Below are 17,846 nucleotides of genomic sequence, written 5' to 3'. Positions count from 1 at the left end.
GGGCTTCACAGAGAACTCTCAAGTACGCGGCGCCGGCAGCCGCACCGTGACCGCGAGCCCCTCCCCCGGCGCGGTCCGCAGCGCCACCTTGCCGTCGTGCGCCGCCACCACGGCCTGCACGATCGACATGCCGAGCCCGCTGCCGCCCGCGACCCGCGCCCGGTCGGGGTCGGCGCGGAAGAACCGGTCGAAGATCCGGGCGGCGTCCGCCTCCCGCATCCCGGGCCCGGTGTCCGCGATCCGCAGCACCAGCTCGCCGCCGCCGTCGGCCGCCACCGAGACCGTGCAGGCGGCGTCGTCGGGGGTGTGGGTACGGACGTTGGCCAGCAGGTTCCCGATGACCTGGCGCAGCTGCGCCTCGTCGCCGACCACCTCGGCGGGCCCGTTCGTCGCCACCTCGACCGGCCGCTGCGGCTGCTGCGCCCGCAGGTCGGCGGCGCCGTCGCGGGCCAGCTCGGCGAGGTCGACGGGGCGGCGTTCGCGGGAGGGGTGGGCGTCGAGGCGGGCCAGGGAGAGGAGTTCGTCGACGAGCCGGCCCATCCGGTCGGCCTCCTCACCGACCCGCTTCAGCGCCCGCTCCTCCTGCTCGCCGTGGTCGAGCATGCCCTTCTCGTACAGCTGCAGATATCCCCGTACGGTCGCCAGCGGCGTCCGCAGCTCATGGGAGGCGTCGGCGAGGAACTGCCGCAGCCGGGCGCCGGCGTGCTCGCGGGTGCGCATGGCGCTCTCGATCTGGTGCAGCATCGCGTTGAGCGCCTCGCGCAGCTGCTCGACCTCGGCGGCGCGCGGCGAGCTCGCGCCCACCCGGCGGGAGAGGTCGCCCTCGGAGATGGCGGAGGCGGTCTCGACCATGTCCTCCAGGGGTTTGAGCCGCCAGCGGGCGGCCCGCCAGGAGACGGTGGCGAGCAGCGTCAGCAGCACGATCGCGAGGGCGGTCTCGATCCAGAGCAGCTTGCGGACGGCGGTGAGGACGCCGTCGTACGGGGTGGCGAAGACGACCATCGCGTCGTCGCCGAGCTTGGTCACGGCCGTGCGGTAGTGCTTGCCGTTGGCGGACACGGTGACGACCGCGCCGGATTCCGCGAGCCGCTTCGGGTCGCCCAGGTCGGCGAGGAAGGCGTCCCGCTGGCCGGGGTCGCCCTGCGCGAACTGCTCGCAGGCGGCGAGGGGTTTCCCGTCCGTGCCGAGCAGCATGAACGTGTCGCGGCTCAGCGACTTCTCCAGCTTCCGGTCGTGCGCGCTGGTGGCTTCCTCGGCGAAGCCGCAGACGGTCTTGAGCATCTCGGAGGTGACCTGCGAGTCGGCGAAGCCGCCGCGCTCCCGCTTCACCGAGCTGTCCACCTCGTTGAGCAGCAGCATGTACGTGCCGACGACGCTCGCGCCCGCGGCCAGGATGAGCCCGACCGCCAGGATCAGCACATTGGTCAGCGTCAGCCGCCCGCTGAGCGTCCCGCGCTTCACGTCGCCACCTGCCGCAGGCCGTAACCGACCCCCCGTCTGGTCTCGATCAGCGAGGCGCCCAGCTTGCGGCGCAGATAGCTGATGTACGTCTCCACGACGGTGGACTCGACGCTGGAGTCGTACTGCCAGACGCTCTGCAGCAGCTGCTCCTTGGTGAGGATCCGCCCGGAGTTGCGCATCAGATGCCGCAGCAGGTTGTACTCGGTCGGCGTCAGCTCCACCGCCTCGCCGGACCGCCGGACGGTGAAGGTGGCCTCGTCCAGCTCCACTTCGCCGTGCCGCAGCACGCCGGAGCCGTCGCGCGGCGCGGGGCGGGTGCGGCGCAGCACCGTACGCACCCGCGCCACCACCTCGTCGACATTGAACGGCTTGGTGATGTAGTCGTCGCCGCCCATCGCCAGCCCGCTCAGCAGATCCGACGGCGCGTCCCGCGCGGTCAGGAAGATCACCGCGAGCTCCTCCCGCGCCGCCCGCAGCTCACGGCACAGCTGCCACCCGGTGCCGTCCGGCAGCATCACATCGAGCAGCACAAGATCGGGCTGCAGCTCCCGCGCCAGCTCGAGCGCCCGCGCGACGGTGCCGGCCGTATGCACCGTGAACCCGTGAAATCGCAGGGTGATCTCGAGGATGTCGGCTATGCCGTCCTCGTCCTCCACCACCAGAACGGTGGCCGGCGCCGCAGTCGTCATGAGCCCCAGTATGCGCACCGCCCCGTAAGACCAGCGCTGCCCGTGACGCACAGCTGATCAATTCCGTTCACCGGGCGGCAGCCGATACGCAGAGGAGCTGAGCCGTGGCCGGATTGGCGCGCTGGTGCTTTCGCCACCGGTGGGTGGTCGTCCTCCTGTGGCTGGTGCTGCTCGTCGGCACCACCGCCGCGGGCCGCCACCTGGGCGACCGCTATGCGGATGTCTTCGAGATGCCGGGCACCGAATCGGCCACCGTCCTGGAGCTGATGGAGGAGGCCTTCCCGGACCGGGCCGGCGAGACCGACACCATCGTCTGGCAGGCCGCCGACGTGCGCGCGGCGCCCGTACGCGACCGGATCGAGCCGATGCTCGCGGACGTGGCGAAGCTGCCGGGCGTGGGCGCGGTGTCGGACCCGTACGGGAAAGAAGGCGGGCCGCAGATCAGCCGGGACGGCGGGATCGCGTACGCCTCCGTCACCTTCACCGAGCGCGCGGACCGGCTCACCAAGGCGCAGATGGAGCGCTTTGTCGATACGGCCCAGGGCGCCGAATCCGATCGGGTACGGGTCGAAGTCGGCGGCACCGCCGTGCAGCTGACCGAGGAGCCGCCCGCCCACCTCTCCGAGATCGTCGGCGTCGCGGCGGCCGCGGTCGTCCTCTTCCTCGCCTTCGGCTCGCTCTTCGGGATGCTGCTGCCGATCGCCACCGCGCTGTTCGCGGTCGGCACCGGCATGTCCGGGATCGTGCTGCTCAGCCATGTCATGGACGTGGCCGAGGTGTCCCCGATGCTGGCCACCCTGATCGGCCTCGGCGTCGGCATCGACTACGCGCTCTTCATCGTCACCCGCTACCGCAAGGGCCTCCTCGCCGGCGCCAAGCCGGGCGACGCCTGCGCGACGGCGGTACGGACCTCGGGCCGGGCGGTGCTGTTCGCGGGCGGGACGGTGTGCATCGCGCTGCTGGGGATGTTCGCGCTGGAGCTGAAGTTCCTCAACGGGGTCGCGGTCGCCGCCGCCTTGACGGTCGTCATCACCGTGGCCGCCGCAATCACCCTGCTCCCGGCGCTGCTGGGCATCCTCGGCCACCGCGTGCTCTCCCGCCGCCGACGCCGCCGCCTCGCCGAGGAGGGACCGCGGCCGGACGAGACACACGGCCCGGCCGCCCGCTGGTCGCAAACCGTCGGCCGCCACCCCCTGCTGATCGCCCTGGCGGCCGTCGCCGCGATGGCGGCCCTCGCCGTACCCGCCCTCTCCCTCCGCCTGGGCGCCTCCGACCAGGGCAACAACCCGTCCTCATCCACCACACGACAGGCATACGACCTCCTGGCCGACGGCTTCGGCCCCGGCTTCAACGGCCCGCTCACCATCCTCGCCGAACTCCCCTCCACCGAGGACCGGGCGGCCCTCGACCGCCTGGTGACCCGCCTCGAAGACACCAAGGGCGTGGCCGCGGTGCAGGCGGGCCCGCCCGCGGACCCGGCCACGGTGCAGGTGATCCCGTCGGCCTCCCCGCAGTCCGAGGCGACCGACGACCTCGTCGACCGGATCCGCGACGACGTCATCCCGGCCGCCGAGAGCGGCACATCGATGCGGGCCTACGTCGGCGGCCAGACCGCGATGATGAAGGACTTCGCCGCGGTCATCACCGACAAGCTCCCGCTCTTCATCGGCGTGATCATCGCCCTCGGCTTCATCCTCCTGATGCTGGCCTTCCGTTCGGTGCTGATCCCGCTGACCGCGGCGGTGATGAACGTCCTCGCGGCGGCCGCGTCCTTCGGCGTGCTGGTGGCGGTCTTCCAGTGGGGCTGGGGCGGCCTGGCCGAACGCGGCCCGATCGAGGCCTTCCTCCCGGTCATCATGCTGTCGCTGCTCTTCGGCCTCTCGATGGACTACCAGGTCTTCCTGGTCAGCCGCATGCACGAGGAATGGCTGCGCACCCGCGACAACGCCCAGGCCGTCCGCATCGGCCTCGCCGAGTCCAGCCGCGTCATCAACTCCGCCGCCGTCATCATGATCTGCGTCTTCGCCGCCTTCGTCCTGAGCGGCGAACGCATCATGGCGATGTTCGGCATCGGCCTCGCCGGCGCGGTCGCCCTGGACGCCTTCATCCTCCGCACGGCCCTGGTCCCGGGCCTGATGCACCTGCTGGGCAGGGCCAACTGGTGGCCGTCCCGTACGGCAGCAACCCGGGAGCCCGCCTCCCTGCCGCCGCCCCCACGCCAGTTCATCCGCGGCACAATCCGCACTACGTGCGGCAACCCGGTCGCCCAGGCCCGCGTGACTCTCCTGGCCGCAAACGGCACCCAGGCGGGCCGTACGGCACCGGACGACTACGGCTCGTACACCTTCCGCGAACTGGAGGACGGCGCCTACGTGGTCGTGGCCCTGGCAGCGGGCCACAGCCCGCAGACCGCGAGCGTCCTCCTCCAGGGAGGCGCGGTGCAGGCCTGCGACTTGCGGCTCCCACCGCACGTGCCGACGCAAGGAGGGGCCGGAGTGGAGCGACGCCGCCGAAAAAACCCAGCACCGGGCGGCGGCTGACCACCACGTTTTTTCGGTGGTGTCGCGGAACTCCGGCCCCGGCCCAAGCGCCTAGGCCTGCCGCGACGCCAGCTCCACGACCGTGATGTCCGACGGCACCCCGACCCGCACCGGCGGCCCCCAGGCCCCGGCCCCCTTGGTCACATACAGCTGCGTGTCCCCGTACCGCTCCAGACCCGCCACCGTCGGATTCGCCAGCTCCGCCACGTAGTTGCCGGGCCACAGCTGCCCGCCATGCGTGTGCCCGGACAGCTGCAGGTCCACGCCGTGCTTCACGGCATCGTGGATCACCACCGGCTGATGCGCCATCAGCACCGACGCCCGCTTCGGATCCCGCCCCCCGAGCGCCTTCTTGAAGTCCGGCCCCTGCCCCTCGCTATCGCCGCCGATGTCATTCACGCCCGCCAGGTCGAAGCCGGCCATCTCGACCCGCGCGTTCTCCAGCGGGTGCACGCCCAGCTCCCGTACGAAATCGACCCACTGCCCGGCGCCCGAGAAGTACTCGTGGTTCCCGGTCACGAAGAACGACCCGTCCTTCGCCCGCAGCTCGCGCAGCGGCAGCGCGGCCGGGCCGAGGTCCTGCACATTCCCGTCCACCAGGTCGCCGACGATCGTCACCAGATCCGGACTGGTCCGGTTGATCGTGTCCACGATCCGCTGCGCATGCGCCCGCCCGAGCGTCGGCGAGAGGTGAATGTCACTGACCACGGCGATGCGGTACCGGTGCGCCGCCCGCGGCAGCTTCGCCAGCGGCACGGTGACGCGCTTCACCTGCGGCGCCTTGCCGAGCACCCCGTACGCCCCGTAACCGACGGTGCCCGCGGCCACCGCCCCGGCGCCGATCGCGACCGTACGGGCGACGAACAGCCGCCGCGACACATCGGGCCCCGGCTCCCCGCCACCACCGGAACCGGACTCGGGCGCCGCCTCGGTCTGCTCGGGCGCCGCCACCGCGACGCCGCCGCCCTGCTCGGCCGCGGCGACCTGCTGCGCCAGCGCGGCCACCGACGCCTCCCGCTCGGTCTCCTCCGGGGCCGCCGCCCCGGCCCGGCGCGTCAGCGCCTTGAGCAGCAGCGGCCGTACGAGCTCCCCCACCAGCAGCGCCAGCAGCAGATACAGCAGCACCGGCAGCCACATGAACCCGGGCCACGTCAGCACCTGCTGCACCTTGAACGGCGCCCCGGCCCGCTCGGCCGTCAGACCCGCGGCGGTCAGCACCGGCAGCAGCGGAACGAGCACCGTCCCCACCCGCCGCGGCCACCCGCCGCGCACGGTGGTGTCCCGCACCATCCGCCGCCAGATGTACCAGTGGGCGACGACGATCAGCGCGACGACGACCAGTGCGACAGGAATCACAAGCCAGTTCATCCGCCGGCCCCCTCGGCCCCGGCCGGGGCCGTCCGCGTGGCCCGTACCCCGCGCAGGCCGAGCACCCCGATCGCCGTGCCGAGCACGAACGACGTGACGGCCAGCAGCAGATGCACCCAGAAATAGCCGGTCGGATCGCCGGCATCGTCAAAGGCCAGGCCGCTGCCGTCCTGCCAGAGGTTCTTGACGAAGGTGATCCAGATGAACCAGGACCACACCCCGAAGGCGAGGAGAAACCAGGAGACACGGCGGCCGACAATCATGCTCCTGAGTATGGCCCACCTCCACGTAGGGCCTCCGTGAGCCCTCCCCCTCGCCTTCCCCGCGCCCCGGAGGGATTCCACATGCTCGGCGGCGCCAGGTAAGTTCACTGAGTGCCGTCAATTAATACGAAGAAAGCCCTGGGCCTCGCGGCCGCTGCCGGCCTGCTCCTCGGCCCCGCCACGGCGATCCCGGCGTCCGCCGCCCCGGGCGACGAGAAGGAGCCGAAGCCGCCCGCGGTCATGTCCGACGTCGGCGGCAAGCAGCTCGCCCGGCCAGGCACCCAGGTCAACCCCGGGGCGGGCGCGCCCGAGGTGCCAGGGAAGCTGACGGCACGCTCGTGGATAGTCTCCGACGCCGAGTCCGGCGAGATCCTGGCCGCGCACAACGCGCACTGGAAGCTGGCCCCGGCATCCACGCTGAAGATGCTCTTCGCCGACACCCTGCTGCCGAAGTTCGGCAAGACGCAGGAGCACAAGGTGACCCGGTCGGAGCTGGCCGAGGTGCAGCCCGGCAGCAGCCTCGTCGGGATCAAGGAAGGCCTCAGCTATACGGTCCACGACCTGTGGCTCGGCGTCTTCCTGCGCTCCGGCAACGACGCCGTGCACGTACTCACGGAGATGAACGGCGGCAAGCAGCGCACCGTAGACGACATGCAGGCCAAGGCCGACGACCTGGGCGCGGCCGACACGGTCGTGAAGGAGCCGGACGGCTACGACGCCAAGGGCCAGAGCTCCTCCGCGTACGACCTGACGCTCTTCGCCCGGCAGGGGATGAAGAACCCGGACTTCCGCGAGTACGCGTCGACGCCGTCGGCGAAGTTCCCGGGGGAGAAGAAGAAGGGCAAGCGGAAGACCTTCGAGATACAGAACACCAACCGGCTGCTCACCGGCGACTACGACCTCGATGTCTACAAGGGCATCGCCGGCATCAAGAACGGCAACACCACCGAGGCCGGCGCCACCTTCACCGGCGTCGCCGAGCGCGACGGCAAGGTGCTGCTGGTCACGATGATGCACCCCAAGGGCGGCCACAACCAGGTCTACCAGGAGACGGCGAAGCTCTTCGACTGGGGCTTCAAGGCGGCCGGCACGGTGCAGCCCGTCGGCAAGCTGGTGCCGCCGAAGAGCGAGCGGCAGGACGCGAAGGGTTCGGCCGAGGGCAATCAGGCCGGCGGCGCGAAGGGCTCCGCGTCCGGCTCCGACGAGTCGGGGAAGTCGGGCCGGGACGGCGGCGGCATCACCACGGCGCTGTCGATCACCGCGGGCTCACTCGCGCTCCTCGCCCTCATCGCGCTCCTCGTCAAGCGCCGCTGGCCGCTCCCCGACATCGCGCGGCGCGGCCGTCCAGCCGGCGCAATAGAGCAGCAGGCGGGCCATGAAGGAGAGCCAGAGGACAAGGGCGACGGGCACGCCGAAGGCTCCGTAGATGCTCTTGGTGGCGACCGAGGAGAGGTAGCCGCTGAGAAGAAGCTTGAGTAGCTCGAAGCCGACCGCACCCGCCAGCGCCGCCGTGACCACCTCGCGGCGCGGCGGGCTGACCCCCGGCAGCCTGGTCAGGGCGTAGCAGAGGATCAGCACCCCGGCGCCGACCGCGGCGGCGAAGGCGGCGATCTTCAGCAGCCAGGCGCCGATGCCGCCGGAGGCCAGGCCGAGCTCCTTGAGGATCTTCTCGGAGGCGGTGGTGGTGACGATGGACAGCACGAGGGAGCCGAGCGCGGCGCCGCCGAGGCCGGCCAGCAGCCGGGCGTCCTTGGCCTTGCTGAAGAAGAGATTCTCGTCCGTATCGTCGCGGTCCCAGACGGCGCGCAGGCAGTCGCGCAGGTTGCCGATCCAGTTCAGTCCGGTGACCAGCAGCAGGGCGAGGGCGACGACGCCGACCGTGCTCGCGTTGCCGAAGAGCGAGTCGAGGTCGAGCGAGGACGCGATGCCGGGCACCTGATCGGTGACCCAGTCCTGCAGCTGGGCCCGGTCGCGGTCGCCGAGGAAGGTGGCGGCGATGGCGGCGGCAAGGGTGAGCAGCGGAAAGAGCGCGATAAAGCTGGAGAAGGTGATGGTGGCGGTCAGCCGGTTCCAGTGCCGCGCCTCCAGGTATTCGTAAACCCGCCAGACCCGGCTCCGAAGCAGCCACCCGAAGACGGGCCCGATCCCGGGCACCCGCTTCAGCCACTCCATGCGGCCGACACTAACCCGCTGAAGCCGCCGTCTCCGGCTTTGCCTGCGACGGCACGCCAGCGCCCTGCCGCGCCGGGCGGCCGCCGCCGAAGCGGAACTCGCGCTGCAGCCGCCAGACCGCGTCCGCGCCCTGCTCGTACAGCGCGAAGCCGCCGACCGCCCAGGCCGCCTCGAAGTCGGCGAGGGAGGTGTAGGCCGAGTCCATCGCCTCCTCCGAGATGCCGTGGGCGACCGTGACGTGCGGGTGGTACGGGAACTCCAGCTCGCGGGCGAGCGGGCCGCCGGGGTCCCGCACCTGGCGCTGCAGCCAGGAGCAGGAGGCGGCGCCCTCGACGACCTTCACGAAGACGACGGGGGTCAGCGGCCGGAAGGTGTCCGTGCCGCACAGCCGCATCGGGAAGGGCACCCCCAGCGCGGCGATCCGCGCCAGGTGCTCCTCGACGCGGGGCAGCTCGCCGACCGCCACGGCGGTCGGCGGCAGCAGCGTGACGTGGGTGGGGATGCCATGTGCGGCGGCGTCGCCGAAGCCGGCCCGCCGCTCCTGCAGCATGGCGCCCCAGGGCTCCGGGACCACGATCGAAACGCCCAGCGTCACGGTCCCCACGCGCGTCTCCTCAACTGTCCAGCTCTTGCTGATCTCATTGCCGGTCAATGCTTGGCGGGCAGAAAGCCCACCTTGTCGTACGCGGCGGCGAGCGTCTCGGCCGCCACCGCCCGCGCCTTCTCCGCACCCTTGGCGAGGATGGAGTCCAGCGTCTCCGGGTCGTCCAGGTATTCCTGCGTACGGGAGCGGAACGGCGTTACCCACTCGGTGACGACCTCGGCGAGGTCGGTCTTCAGCGCACCGTAGCCCTTCCCGGCGTACTTCTGCTCCAGATCCGGGATGCTGGTGCCGGTGAGGGTGGAGTAGATGACGAGCAGGTTGCTGACGCCGGGCTTCTGCTCGACGTCGTAGCGGATCTCGGTGTCCGTGTCGGTGACCGCGCTCTTGATCTTCTTGGCGGAGGTCTTGGGCTCGTCGAGGAGATTGATGATGCCCTTGGGCGTGGACGCCGACTTGCTCATCTTGATCGTCGGGTCCTGCAGATCGTAGATCTTCGCCGTCTCCTTGAGGATGTACGGCTCCGGGATGGTGAAGGTCTCGCCGAAGCGGGCGTTGAACCGCTCGGCGACATCCCGGGTGATCTCGACATGCTGGCGCTGGTCCTCACCGACGGGGACCTGATTCGCCTGGTAGAGGATGATGTCCGCGATCTGCAGCATCGGGTAGGTGAAGAGCCCGACGGTCGTCCCGGCCGCGCCCTGCTTGGCCGACTTGTCCTTGAACTGCGTCATCCGGCTCGCCTCGCCGAAGCCGGTCAGGCAATTGACCACCCAGGCGAGCTGCGCGTGCTCCGGCACATGGCTCTGCACGAACAGCGTGCACCGCTCCGGGTCAAGACCGGCGGCGAGCAGCTGGGCGGCGGCGAGCCGGGTGTTGGCGCGGAGCTCCTTCGGGTCCTGCGGCACGGTGATCGCATGCAGGTCCACGACCATGTAGAAGGCATCGTGGGACTCCTGCAGCGCCACCCACTGGCGGACTGCGCCGAGGTAGTTGCCCAGGTGGAAGGAGCCGGCGGTCGGCTGGATGCCGGACAGCGTGCGGGGACGTCGGTTGGCCATGCGCTCATTCTCTCAGGTGTGGAACGGAACCCGGGCCGCCGGTGTATGACCCTCGTAGGCGGTGACGAGGAGGGTGCGATCAGCGGGGGCGAGGAGCGGATAGTCGCCCGGGTGCGCGGCGGGGAGGCCGAGGCGTACGCGGAGCTCGTGCGCGCCCACGCGCCGCTGGCACATCGGCTCGCGGTCCTGCTGGGTGCGGGCGCCGAGGCGGAGGACGTGGTGCAGACGGCGTTCATCAAGGCGTACCGCGCGCTCGGCTCCTTCCGGGACGGCGCGTCCTTCCGCCCGTGGCTGCTGCGCATCGTGGCGAATGAGACCAAGAACACAATGCGCGCCTCCGCGCGCTACCGCGCCGCGCGGGAGCGGGCGGCGGTGGCCGAGGGCCTGCCGGCGGGGTCCGGTTCGACGGGCCCCGAGCTGCCGGCCGTGGACGCGGATCCGGCGGCGGCCGCGCTGTCCGCGGAGCGGCGGGACGAGCTGGTACGGGCGCTGCGCGGGCTGCGCGAGTCGCACCGGATGGTGGTGGTGCACCGCTACCTGCTGGACCTCGACGAGGCGGAGACGGCGGCGGCGCTGGGCGTCCCGCGCGGCACGGTGAAGTCCCGGCTGAGCCGGGCGCTGCGGGAGCTGCGGCGGGAGTTGGGCGAGGGCGGAGGTGGTGCGCCATGACCTCCCGGCTGCCTGACGAGCTGCGGGCGCTGGGCGCGAGCCTGCCGTCGTACGGGGCCGAGCGGGCCGACGCCACCGCGGCGATGGTGCTGGCCGCGATCGCGGACGAGCCGGCGCCGGCGGCGACCCGGGGCGTACGGATGCGCCGCTGGGCACGGGCGCGGTGGCGGGCGCTGGTGGCGCTGCTGTGCGCCGTGCTTCTCGGCCTTGCGCTGACGCCGCCGGTGCGGGCGGAGGTCGCGGACTGGTTCGGCTTCGGCGGGGTGCAGGTGAGGGTGACGGCGCCGCCGGACGGGTCGGCGCAATCGCCGGGCCCGGCGGCGAGCGGCGGGGACGGGCGCGAGCCGGCCTGCGACGCGAGCCTGACGCCCGCCGCGGCGACGGACCGGGCCGGCTTCCGCCCCGTGCTGCCCGCCGAGCTGGGGCGCCCGGCCGGCGCGTCGGTGTCCGCGGACCGGCGGGTGCTGACCGTGTGCTGGCGGCTGGAGGACGGGTCGCTCGTACGGCTGGACGAGTTCCGGGCGGGCCTCGACCCGATGATGGGCAAGACCTCGCCGATCCCGCCGGAGTGGGTGACGGTGCGCGGCACGACCGCACTGTGGTTCGCGAGGGCCCACCGCCTCGATGTCCCGCTCCGCGAGCCGGGCGGCGAGGCGTACACGCACACCGTGCGCACCGCCGGCCCGACCCTCCTCTGGCAGCGCGGCAGGACGACGCTCCGGCTGGAGGGCATCGCGGACCGGCGGACAGCACTGCGGGTGGCGGCTTCGGCGCGCTGAGGGCGGCGGGCGCCCCAAGGGCGGAACCTTCCCGCCAAGCGCGGTGTAAGCACCGCAAGGAGGTGCCCCATGCGCCGTTTCTTCCGTATCGCCCTGGTGCTGCTCATGGCCCCGCTGATCGGTTTCGCCCTCGCCGTCCCCGCCCTCGCGGGCGGCCCGACGAGCGTCGCGCTCATCAACGGCGGCAGCACGCAGGCCACCGCCCTCTACGCGTCCTCGCGCGCGTACGCCGAACTCTCCCGCTACATCGGCGAGTCGGCCAACGACACCCACCAGCTGGCCAAGACCCCGCCCCGCTCCGCACTCGGCGGTCAGGAAGGGCGCCAGATCACCGCGACCTGGCTGATCCACGACGTCCAGGTCTGGCGCGTCGACCGCATCTACCTGGACACCCGCGACGGCCGCCCCCTGATCCAGCGCACCGTCGGCGAGCCCACCGACGCCAGCCCCGAGGTGACCTGGCGGGCGGCCGCGGACTCGGAGGGCCTCCTCCGGGTGCTGGCCCGCCTGAAGGTGGACGGCAAGTCGACGGACGAGGGCCGCACGGCACCGGACTTCCCGGCGCTGCACTCCGGTTCGGGCACCGGTGGGACACCGGCCGCCGCCCCGGTCAAGCGCGCCGCCGCCCCGGACACCGACCCCGCCACCGGCTGGTGGTGGGCAGTGCCCGGCGCGGCGACCGGCGCGCTGCTGGTGTGGGGCGCGTTGCGGCGCCGCCCGCGTACGGCCGGCAGGGACGACTCGCGGTGGGAGCTGCTCGACGTATCGGAGCAGGACGAGCAGGCGCCGGACGGGCCGGACGCCCGGCTGAGCACCCCCGCCCGCCGTCAGGCGACCGGCAGCCCCGGCGCCGGATAGGCCCCCATCAGCTCCGCCACCTCACCGCGGATCCCCTTGAGCGCCACCTCGTCCTCCGCCTTCGCGGCAGCGACCCCGCGGTCGATCCACGCGGCCACCTGCGCCATGTGGTCGGTGGTCAGGCCGCGGGAGGTCAGGGACGGCGTCCCGATGCGCAGCCCTGACGGGTCGAAGGGCTTCCTCGGGTCGTACGGGACGGTGTTGTAGTTCGTGACGATGCCCGCCCGGTCGAGGGCCCGCGCCGCGGTCTTGCCGGGGACGTCCTTCGGGGTCAGGTCCATCAGGATCAGGTGGTTGTCCGTGCCGCCCGAGACCAGGTCGAAGCCGCGCTCGGCCAGCGCGCCGGCCAGGGCCTTCGCGTTGGCGACGACGGCCTGCGCGTAATCCCGGAACGACGGCTGCGCCGCCTCGTGCAGGGCGACGGCGATGGCGGCCGTGGTGTGGTTGTGCGGGCCGCCCTGGAGGCCGGGGAAGACGGCCTTGTCGACGGGCTTCGCGTACGCCTCCTTGGTCAGCAGCATCGCGCCGCGCGGCCCGCGGAGGGTCTTGTGGGTGGTCGTCGAGACGACGTCGGCGTGCGGGAAGGGCGACGGGTGCGCCCCGCCCGCCACCAGACCCGCGATGTGCGCGATGTCGGCGACGAGCACCGCGTCGATCTCGCGGGCGATCTCCGCGAAGGCGGCGAAGTCGATGGTCCGCGGAATCGCCGTACCGCCGCAGAAGATCAGCTTCGGGCGGTGCTCGCGGGCGAGGTCCCGCACCTGATCGAAGTCGATCAGACCGGTGTCTTCCCGGACCCCGTACTGCACGCCGTTGAACCACTTCCCGGTCGCCGAGACGCCCCACCCGTGGGTGAGGTGGCCGCCCATCGGCAGCGCCATCCCCATCACCGTGTCGCCGGGCTCGGCGAAGGCGAGATAGCAGGCGAGGTTGGCCGGCGAGCCGGAGTACGGCTGCACGTTGGCGTGGTCGGCGCCGAAGAGCGCGGCGGCGCGGCCGGCGGCGAGGGACTCGATCGGGTCGACGTTCTGCTGGCCCTCGTAGTAGCGGCGGCCGGGGTAGCCCTCGCTGTACTTGTTGGTGAGGACGGTGCCGGTCGCTTCCAGCACAGCGGTCGATACGTAATTCTCGCTGGCGATCATCCGCAGGGTGTCGGCCTGCAGCTGCTCTTCCGCGGCTACGAGCGCCGCGAGCTCCGGGTCGGCGGCGCTGAGGGCGGGGTGGTCAAGGGGCATGGGATCAAACCTCCGGGTCGCATCGCTGTGGTCCCCGGGTGCCCAGGCGGGCGGCACCTTGCGCGCTGACGCGCACGGCTCCCCCGTGGTCGATTCCACGTACGCCAGTCACCGCGCCCCCTCAGCCTAGCGGGGGACTCCGTGGCGAAGCCACAGGATGCCGCGCCGCACACGCGAGGATTGCTCCGCGCCGCGGAAGCGCACGATAGAAGTGGGTCCCACAAGGACCCCCTCCAACTCCCGCCGTATCCCGAACGGAGCCGAAGAGCATGACGACGACCACGCAGGACCAGATCCGCTCCGCGGAAGCCCACAGCGCGCACAACTACCACCCGCTGCCCGTCGTCATCGCCTCGGCGGAGGGCGCCTGGGTCACGGACGTCGAGGGCAAGCGCTACCTCGACATGCTGGCCGGCTATTCGGCGCTGAACTTCGGCCACGGTAACCGGCGGCTGCTGGACACCGCCCGCGCCCAGCTGGACCGCGTCACCCTCACCTCCCGCGCCTTCCACCACGACCGCTTCGCGGAATTCTGCGAGCAGCTCGCGGCCATGTGCGGCAAGGACATGGTGCTGCCGATGAACACCGGCGCGGAGGCGGTGGAGACCGCCGTCAAGACCGCCCGAAAGTGGGGCTATCGGGTCAAGGGCGTGCCCGACGGCCGGGCGAATATCGTGGTCGCCGACAACAACTTCCACGGCCGCACGACCACGATCGTCTCCTTCTCCACCGACCCGGAGGCGCGCGCGGACTACGGCCCGTACACGCCGGGCTTCGAGATCGTCCCGTACGGAGATCTGGCGGCCCTGGAAGCGGCCGTCGACGACAACACGGTGGCCGTCCTGCTGGAGCCGATCCAGGGCGAGGCGGGCGTGCTGGTGCCGCCGCCGGGCTATCTGGCAGGCGTGCGCGAGCTGACCGCCGCGCGCGGCGTCCTCTTCATGGCGGACGAGATCCAGTCAGGCCTCGGCCGTACGGGACGGACCTTCGCGTGCGAGCACGAGGGCGTGGTCCCGGACGTCTACATCCTCGGCAAGGCTCTCGGCGGCGGCGTCGTCCCGGTCTCGGCGGTGGTCGCCGACCGCGACGTGCTCGGCGTCTTCCACCCCGGCGAACACGGCTCCACCTTCGGCGGCAACCCGCTCGCCTGCGCGGTCGGCCTGGAAGTCATCGCGATGCTGCGCAGCGGCGAGTTCCAGCAGCGGGCGACCGAGCTCGGCGATCATCTGCACGCCGAGCTCGGCCTGCTCACCGGCAGCGGCGCGGTGCGCGAGGTCCGCGGCCGCGGCCTGTGGGCGGGCGTCGACATCGACCCGTCGTACGGGACCGGGCGCGAGCTCTCGGAGAAGCTGATGGCGCGCGGCGTCCTGGTGAAGGACACCCACGGCTCCACCATCCGCATCGCCCCGCCGCTGGTGATCTCGAAGGAGGACCTGGACTGGGGCCTCGACCAGCTGCGGGAGGTGCTGGCCTGACGGCCTAGGCGTTCAACGCCCGGCACAGCGCCGCCAGCGCCCCCGGGAAGAGATGATCGGGCGGCGTCGCGTAGCCGACGATGACGGCGCTGCGCGGCGTGTGCGGCGGCGCGTACGTCAGCAGCCCCAGGTGGCTCACCGCCAGCCCCTCGCGGGCGGCCGACGCCACCACCGCCTTCTCGTCCGTGCCCGCCGGCAGCTCCAGCAGCGCGTGCAGCCCGGCCGAGATGCCGGAGACCCGGACCTGCGGGGCCTTGCGGGCCAGTTCGGCGACCAGCCGGTCGCGGCGGCGCCGGTAGCGCATGCGCATCGCGCGCACATGCCGGTCGTACGCGCCCGAGGTGATGAACTCGGCCAGCGTCAGCTGGTCCACGGAGCCGACCACGCCCGTCTCCCCGCCCAGCACCTCCTGGACCTCCCCGACCAGCCGCCGCGGCAGCACCATCCACCCCAGCCGCAGCGCCGGCGACACCGACTTGCTGGCGGTGCCGCAGTACACCACCCGCTCCGGGTCGAGGCCCTGCAGCGCGCCCACCGGCTGCCGGTCGTAGCGGAACTCGCCGTCGTAGTCGTCCTCGACGATCAGCCCGCCCGCCGCCCGCGCCCAGTCCACCGCCGTGGCCCGCCGCTCGGGCGGCAGCGGCACCCCGGTCGGGAACTGATGCGCGGGCGTCATCAGCACGGCATCCGCGCCGAGTTCACCCAGGCCTGCGGTCTGCGTACCGCCGTCGTCGTACGGCAGCGCGGCGAGCCGCAGCCCGGCGCGGGTCAGGATGTCGTGGTGCGGCGGCAGCCCGTACGACTCGACGGCCACCCGCCGCGCCCCGGACCCGTGCAGCACCTGCGCCAGCACCCGCAGCCCGTGCGCGAAACCCGCGCACACCACGATCCGCTCCGGGTCAGCAGCCACCCCGCGCACCCGCGCCAGATAGTCCGCGAGCGCCGCCCGCAGCTCGGGCCGCCCGGCCGGCCCCTGATAGCCGAAGGCCTCGCTGGGCGCGGCGGCCAGCGCCCGGCGGGTGGCGGTGGCCCAGGCGGTGCGCGGAAAGGAGGAGACGTCGGGCTGCCCCGGCATCAGGTTGTACGTGACCGGCGGATTCAGCGGATGCCGCGTCGGCGGCGCCGGCCGCCCGGCCCGCGCCCGCCGCGGCTCCGCCCGCTGCGCCACCCGCGTCCCCGACCCCTGCCGCGCGGTCAGCCACCCCTCGGCGACCAGCTCGGCGTAGGCATCGGCGACGGTATTACGGGCAACGCCCAGGTCCGCCGCGAGCGCCCGCGACGACGGCAGCCGCACCCCCGGCGCCAGCCGCCCACCCCGCACCGCCTCCCGCAAAGCCCTGGTCAGCGCGGCACCGGAGCCCCGCCCACGGCCCCGTACGTCCAGATGAAGGTCCAGCGAATTGGCCCAGGAAGACACCATGGAATTGCACCATACACCTGGGCTGCCGGGCGCCTACGGTGAAGACATGACACAGCGACTGAACGTCTACAAGGCAGCCCCCAAGCTCTACAAGGCCACCCTGGCCCTCAGCCAGGCGGTCGGCGAGGGCATCGACCCGGGGCTGAAGTATCTGATGGAGCTGCGGGCCTCGCAGATCAACAAGTGCGCCTTCTGCATCGACATGCACACCAAGGACGCGCGGCACCACGGCGAGACCGAGGAGCGGATCTCGCTGGTCGCGGCCTTTGATGAGGCCGATGAGTTCTTCAGCGAGAAGGAGCGGGCGGCGCTTGCCCTCACCGAGGCGGTGACCGTGCTGACCGATGGCCATGTGCCGGACGAGGTGTACGAGCGGGTGGCGAAGCACTGGACCGAGCCGGAGATCGCCCAGCTCATCGGCATCATCACGGTGATCAACGCCTGGAACCGCATCAACGTCTCCGCCCGCACCCCCGGCGGCCACTACAAGCCCGGCCAGTACGCATGACCGGCGGCCCGGCCCAGGGCGTCGAGACCTTCCGCGCCCTGCACCACAACCGCGCCCCGGGCGACCCCCTGGTCCTCCCGGGCCCGTGGGACGGAGCCAGCGCCCGCGCCTTCGCCGAGGCCGGGGCGCCGGCGCTGGCCACCCCGAGCCACGGGGTGGCGGAGGCGCTCGGTTACGGGGACGGCGGGCTGACGCCGCCGGACGAGATGTTCGCGGCGGTGCGGCGGATGGTGCGGGTGGTGGACATTCCCGTAACCGCGGATATCGAGACCGGGTACGGGCTGCCGCCGACGGAGCTGGTCGAGCGGCTGCTGGAGGCGGGGGTGGTCGGCTGCAACCTGGAGGACTCGGTGCTGCCCGAGAAGACCCTCAGGGATGCGGCCGAGCAGGCGGACTTCCTGGCGGCGGTGCGGGAGGCGGCCGGCGACCGGCTGTTCCTCAACGCCCGTATCGACACCTTCGTCCGCGGCGAGGCCGACCCGGCGGCGGCGATCGAGCGCGGTCGCGCCTACGCCGCGGCGGGCGTGGACGCGGTCTACCCGATCGCGGCCCCGCCCCAGCACCTGAAGCTGCTGGCGACGGAGATCGGCCTCCCCCTCAACGCGATCGTCGTCCCCGGCGGGCCGTCCCCGGCGGAGCTGGGGAAGCTCGGCGCGACGCGGGTCACCTTCGGGGGTGGGCTGCATGCGCGGGCGATGGAGCGGGTGCGGGAGATTGCGCGGGAGGTCGTAGGGGGCTGAGCTCCCT

At 72.4% G+C, this 17,846-nt stretch carries 16 protein-coding genes, 1 pseudogene and 1 riboswitch; of the genes and pseudogenes, 8 read left to right on the top strand and 9 right to left on the bottom strand.

Going from position 1 to position 17,846, the window contains the following annotated elements; all coding sequences use genetic code 11:
• Positions 1-18 precede the first annotated feature (18 nt).
• The gene (locus tag ACNNMR_RS27375) at positions 19-1,461 is read right to left on the bottom strand and encodes a sensor histidine kinase (RefSeq protein WP_419997338.1); all 1,443 of its coding nucleotides are present in this window, start codon (positions 1,459-1,461) and stop codon (positions 19-21) included.
• A complete protein-coding gene (locus ACNNMR_RS27370) occupies positions 1,458-2,150 on the bottom strand; it encodes a response regulator transcription factor (protein WP_419997337.1) in 693 nt (230 codons plus the stop codon). Before ACNNMR_RS27370 ends, ACNNMR_RS27375 begins: the two co-directional genes overlap by 4 nt.
• A 104-nt stretch (positions 2,151-2,254) precedes the next feature.
• Here ACNNMR_RS27370 and ACNNMR_RS27365 point away from each other — a divergent pair, with 104 nt between their 5' ends.
• The gene (locus ACNNMR_RS27365; RefSeq protein ID WP_419997336.1) at positions 2,255-4,690 is read left to right on the top strand and encodes an MMPL family transporter; all 2,436 of its coding nucleotides are present in this window, start codon (positions 2,255-2,257) and stop codon (positions 4,688-4,690) included.
• Positions 4,691-4,741: 51 nt separating this feature from the next.
• Here the strand turns inward: ACNNMR_RS27365 and ACNNMR_RS27360 are convergent, their stop codons facing one another.
• Both ACNNMR_RS27360 and ACNNMR_RS27355 read right to left on the bottom strand, forming a co-directional pair.
• The gene (locus ACNNMR_RS27360) at positions 4,742-6,058 is read right to left on the bottom strand and encodes a metallophosphoesterase (protein ID WP_419997335.1); all 1,317 of its coding nucleotides are present in this window, start codon (positions 6,056-6,058) and stop codon (positions 4,742-4,744) included.
• Complete coding sequence (locus ACNNMR_RS27355) at positions 6,055-6,321, bottom strand: SCO4848 family membrane protein (RefSeq protein ID WP_419997334.1); 267 nt, start codon at positions 6,319-6,321, stop codon at positions 6,055-6,057. Before ACNNMR_RS27355 ends, ACNNMR_RS27360 begins: the two co-directional genes overlap by 4 nt.
• 120 nt (positions 6,322-6,441) lie before the next feature.
• On the opposite strand from ACNNMR_RS27355, the gene ACNNMR_RS27350 reads away from it, so the two are divergent.
• On the top strand, positions 6,442-7,800 hold the full coding sequence (locus ACNNMR_RS27350) for a D-alanyl-D-alanine carboxypeptidase family protein (RefSeq protein WP_420000484.1): 1,359 nt from the start codon (positions 6,442-6,444) through the stop codon (positions 7,798-7,800).
• Here ACNNMR_RS27350 and ACNNMR_RS27345 read toward each other — a convergent pair.
• The 3 genes and pseudogenes from ACNNMR_RS27345 to trpS form a co-directional block, all read right to left on the bottom strand.
• Positions 7,717-8,493, bottom strand: a pseudogene (locus ACNNMR_RS27345) (YhjD/YihY/BrkB family envelope integrity protein); the annotation flags it as partial. The gene ACNNMR_RS27350 and the pseudogene ACNNMR_RS27345 overlap by 84 nt on opposite strands.
• 10 nt (positions 8,494-8,503) lie before the next feature.
• Entirely contained in the window at positions 8,504-9,097 is a 594-nt protein-coding gene (locus ACNNMR_RS27340) for a 2'-5' RNA ligase family protein (protein ID WP_419997333.1), read from the bottom strand.
• Positions 9,098-9,141: 44 nt separating this feature from the next.
• Positions 9,142-10,155, bottom strand: a complete 1,014-nt coding sequence (gene trpS, locus ACNNMR_RS27335; RefSeq protein ID WP_419997332.1) for a tryptophan--tRNA ligase — start codon at positions 10,153-10,155, stop codon at positions 9,142-9,144.
• 45 nt (positions 10,156-10,200) lie between these two features.
• Between trpS and ACNNMR_RS27330 the strand changes: the two genes are divergently transcribed.
• From ACNNMR_RS27330 to ACNNMR_RS27320, 3 genes are all read left to right on the top strand, one after another.
• Positions 10,201-10,824: an RNA polymerase sigma factor gene (locus ACNNMR_RS27330; protein WP_419997331.1), complete on the top strand. Its 624-nt coding sequence runs from the start codon at positions 10,201-10,203 to the stop codon at positions 10,822-10,824.
• A complete protein-coding gene (locus ACNNMR_RS27325) occupies positions 10,821-11,603 on the top strand; it encodes a hypothetical protein (RefSeq protein ID WP_419997330.1) in 783 nt (260 codons plus the stop codon). The genes ACNNMR_RS27330 and ACNNMR_RS27325 overlap by 4 nt, the downstream gene beginning before the upstream one ends.
• Positions 11,604-11,672: 69 nt before the next feature.
• The gene (locus ACNNMR_RS27320; RefSeq protein WP_419997329.1) at positions 11,673-12,461 is read left to right on the top strand and encodes a hypothetical protein; all 789 of its coding nucleotides are present in this window, start codon (positions 11,673-11,675) and stop codon (positions 12,459-12,461) included.
• On the opposite strand, the gene glyA is transcribed toward ACNNMR_RS27320, so the two are convergent.
• Complete coding sequence (gene glyA / locus ACNNMR_RS27315; RefSeq protein WP_419997328.1) at positions 12,431-13,696, bottom strand: serine hydroxymethyltransferase; 1,266 nt, start codon at positions 13,694-13,696, stop codon at positions 12,431-12,433. The two genes, ACNNMR_RS27320 and glyA, sit on opposite strands and share 31 nt — an antisense overlap.
• 33 nt (positions 13,697-13,729) lie before the next feature.
• Positions 13,730-13,818, bottom strand: a riboswitch (ZMP/ZTP riboswitch).
• A gap of 147 nt (positions 13,819-13,965) precedes the next feature.
• Here glyA and rocD point away from each other — a divergent pair.
• A complete protein-coding gene (gene rocD, locus ACNNMR_RS27310; RefSeq protein WP_419997327.1) occupies positions 13,966-15,171 on the top strand; it encodes an ornithine--oxo-acid transaminase in 1,206 nt (401 codons plus the stop codon).
• 4 nt (positions 15,172-15,175) lie between these two features.
• Here rocD and ACNNMR_RS27305 read toward each other — a convergent pair whose 3' ends face one another.
• Positions 15,176-16,591: a PLP-dependent aminotransferase family protein gene (locus ACNNMR_RS27305; RefSeq protein ID WP_419997326.1), complete on the bottom strand. Its 1,416-nt coding sequence runs from the start codon at positions 16,589-16,591 to the stop codon at positions 15,176-15,178.
• A gap of 46 nt (positions 16,592-16,637) precedes the next feature.
• Here ACNNMR_RS27305 and ACNNMR_RS27300 point away from each other — a divergent pair, with 46 nt between their 5' ends.
• Entirely contained in the window at positions 16,638-17,099 is a 462-nt protein-coding gene (locus ACNNMR_RS27300) for a carboxymuconolactone decarboxylase family protein (RefSeq protein WP_419997325.1), read from the top strand.
• A complete protein-coding gene (locus ACNNMR_RS27295) occupies positions 17,096-17,839 on the top strand; it encodes an isocitrate lyase/PEP mutase family protein (RefSeq protein ID WP_419997324.1) in 744 nt (247 codons plus the stop codon). The genes ACNNMR_RS27300 and ACNNMR_RS27295 overlap by 4 nt, the downstream gene beginning before the upstream one ends.
• Positions 17,840-17,846 lie beyond the last annotated feature (7 nt).

Source organism: Streptomyces boninensis, from assembly GCF_048572725.1.
GTDB classification, from domain to species: domain Bacteria; phylum Actinomycetota; class Actinomycetes; order Streptomycetales; family Streptomycetaceae; genus Streptomyces; species Streptomyces boninensis.
Note: the sequence above shows the minus strand (reverse complement) of the source record. Positions and strands in the feature narration are given on the sequence as shown.

Bases quoted from the DNA above. Each gene is read 5' to 3' on its own strand.
- ACNNMR_RS27370 (WP_419997337.1), bottom strand. From the start codon at position 2,150: ATGACGACTGCGGCGCCGGCCACCGTTCTGGTGGTGGAGGACGAGGAC.
- ACNNMR_RS27360 (WP_419997335.1), bottom strand. From the start codon at position 6,058: ATGAACTGGCTTGTGATTCCTGTCGCACTGGTCGTCGTCGCGCTGATC.
- ACNNMR_RS27355 (WP_419997334.1), bottom strand. From the start codon at position 6,321: ATGATTGTCGGCCGCCGTGTCTCCTGGTTTCTCCTCGCCTTCGGGGTG.
- trpS (WP_419997332.1), bottom strand. From the start codon at position 10,155: ATGGCCAACCGACGTCCCCGCACGCTGTCCGGCATCCAGCCGACCGCC.
- ACNNMR_RS27330 (WP_419997331.1), top strand. From the start codon at position 10,201: ATGACCCTCGTAGGCGGTGACGAGGAGGGTGCGATCAGCGGGGGCGAG.
- ACNNMR_RS27325 (WP_419997330.1), top strand. From the start codon at position 10,821: ATGACCTCCCGGCTGCCTGACGAGCTGCGGGCGCTGGGCGCGAGCCTG.
- ACNNMR_RS27320 (WP_419997329.1), top strand. From the start codon at position 11,673: ATGCGCCGTTTCTTCCGTATCGCCCTGGTGCTGCTCATGGCCCCGCTG.
- glyA (WP_419997328.1), bottom strand. From the start codon at position 13,696: ATGCCCCTTGACCACCCCGCCCTCAGCGCCGCCGACCCGGAGCTCGCG.
- rocD (WP_419997327.1), top strand. From the start codon at position 13,966: ATGACGACGACCACGCAGGACCAGATCCGCTCCGCGGAAGCCCACAGC.
- ACNNMR_RS27305 (WP_419997326.1), bottom strand. From the start codon at position 16,591: ATGGTGTCTTCCTGGGCCAATTCGCTGGACCTTCATCTGGACGTACGG.
- ACNNMR_RS27300 (WP_419997325.1), top strand. From the start codon at position 16,638: ATGACACAGCGACTGAACGTCTACAAGGCAGCCCCCAAGCTCTACAAG.
- ACNNMR_RS27295 (WP_419997324.1), top strand. From the start codon at position 17,096: ATGACCGGCGGCCCGGCCCAGGGCGTCGAGACCTTCCGCGCCCTGCAC.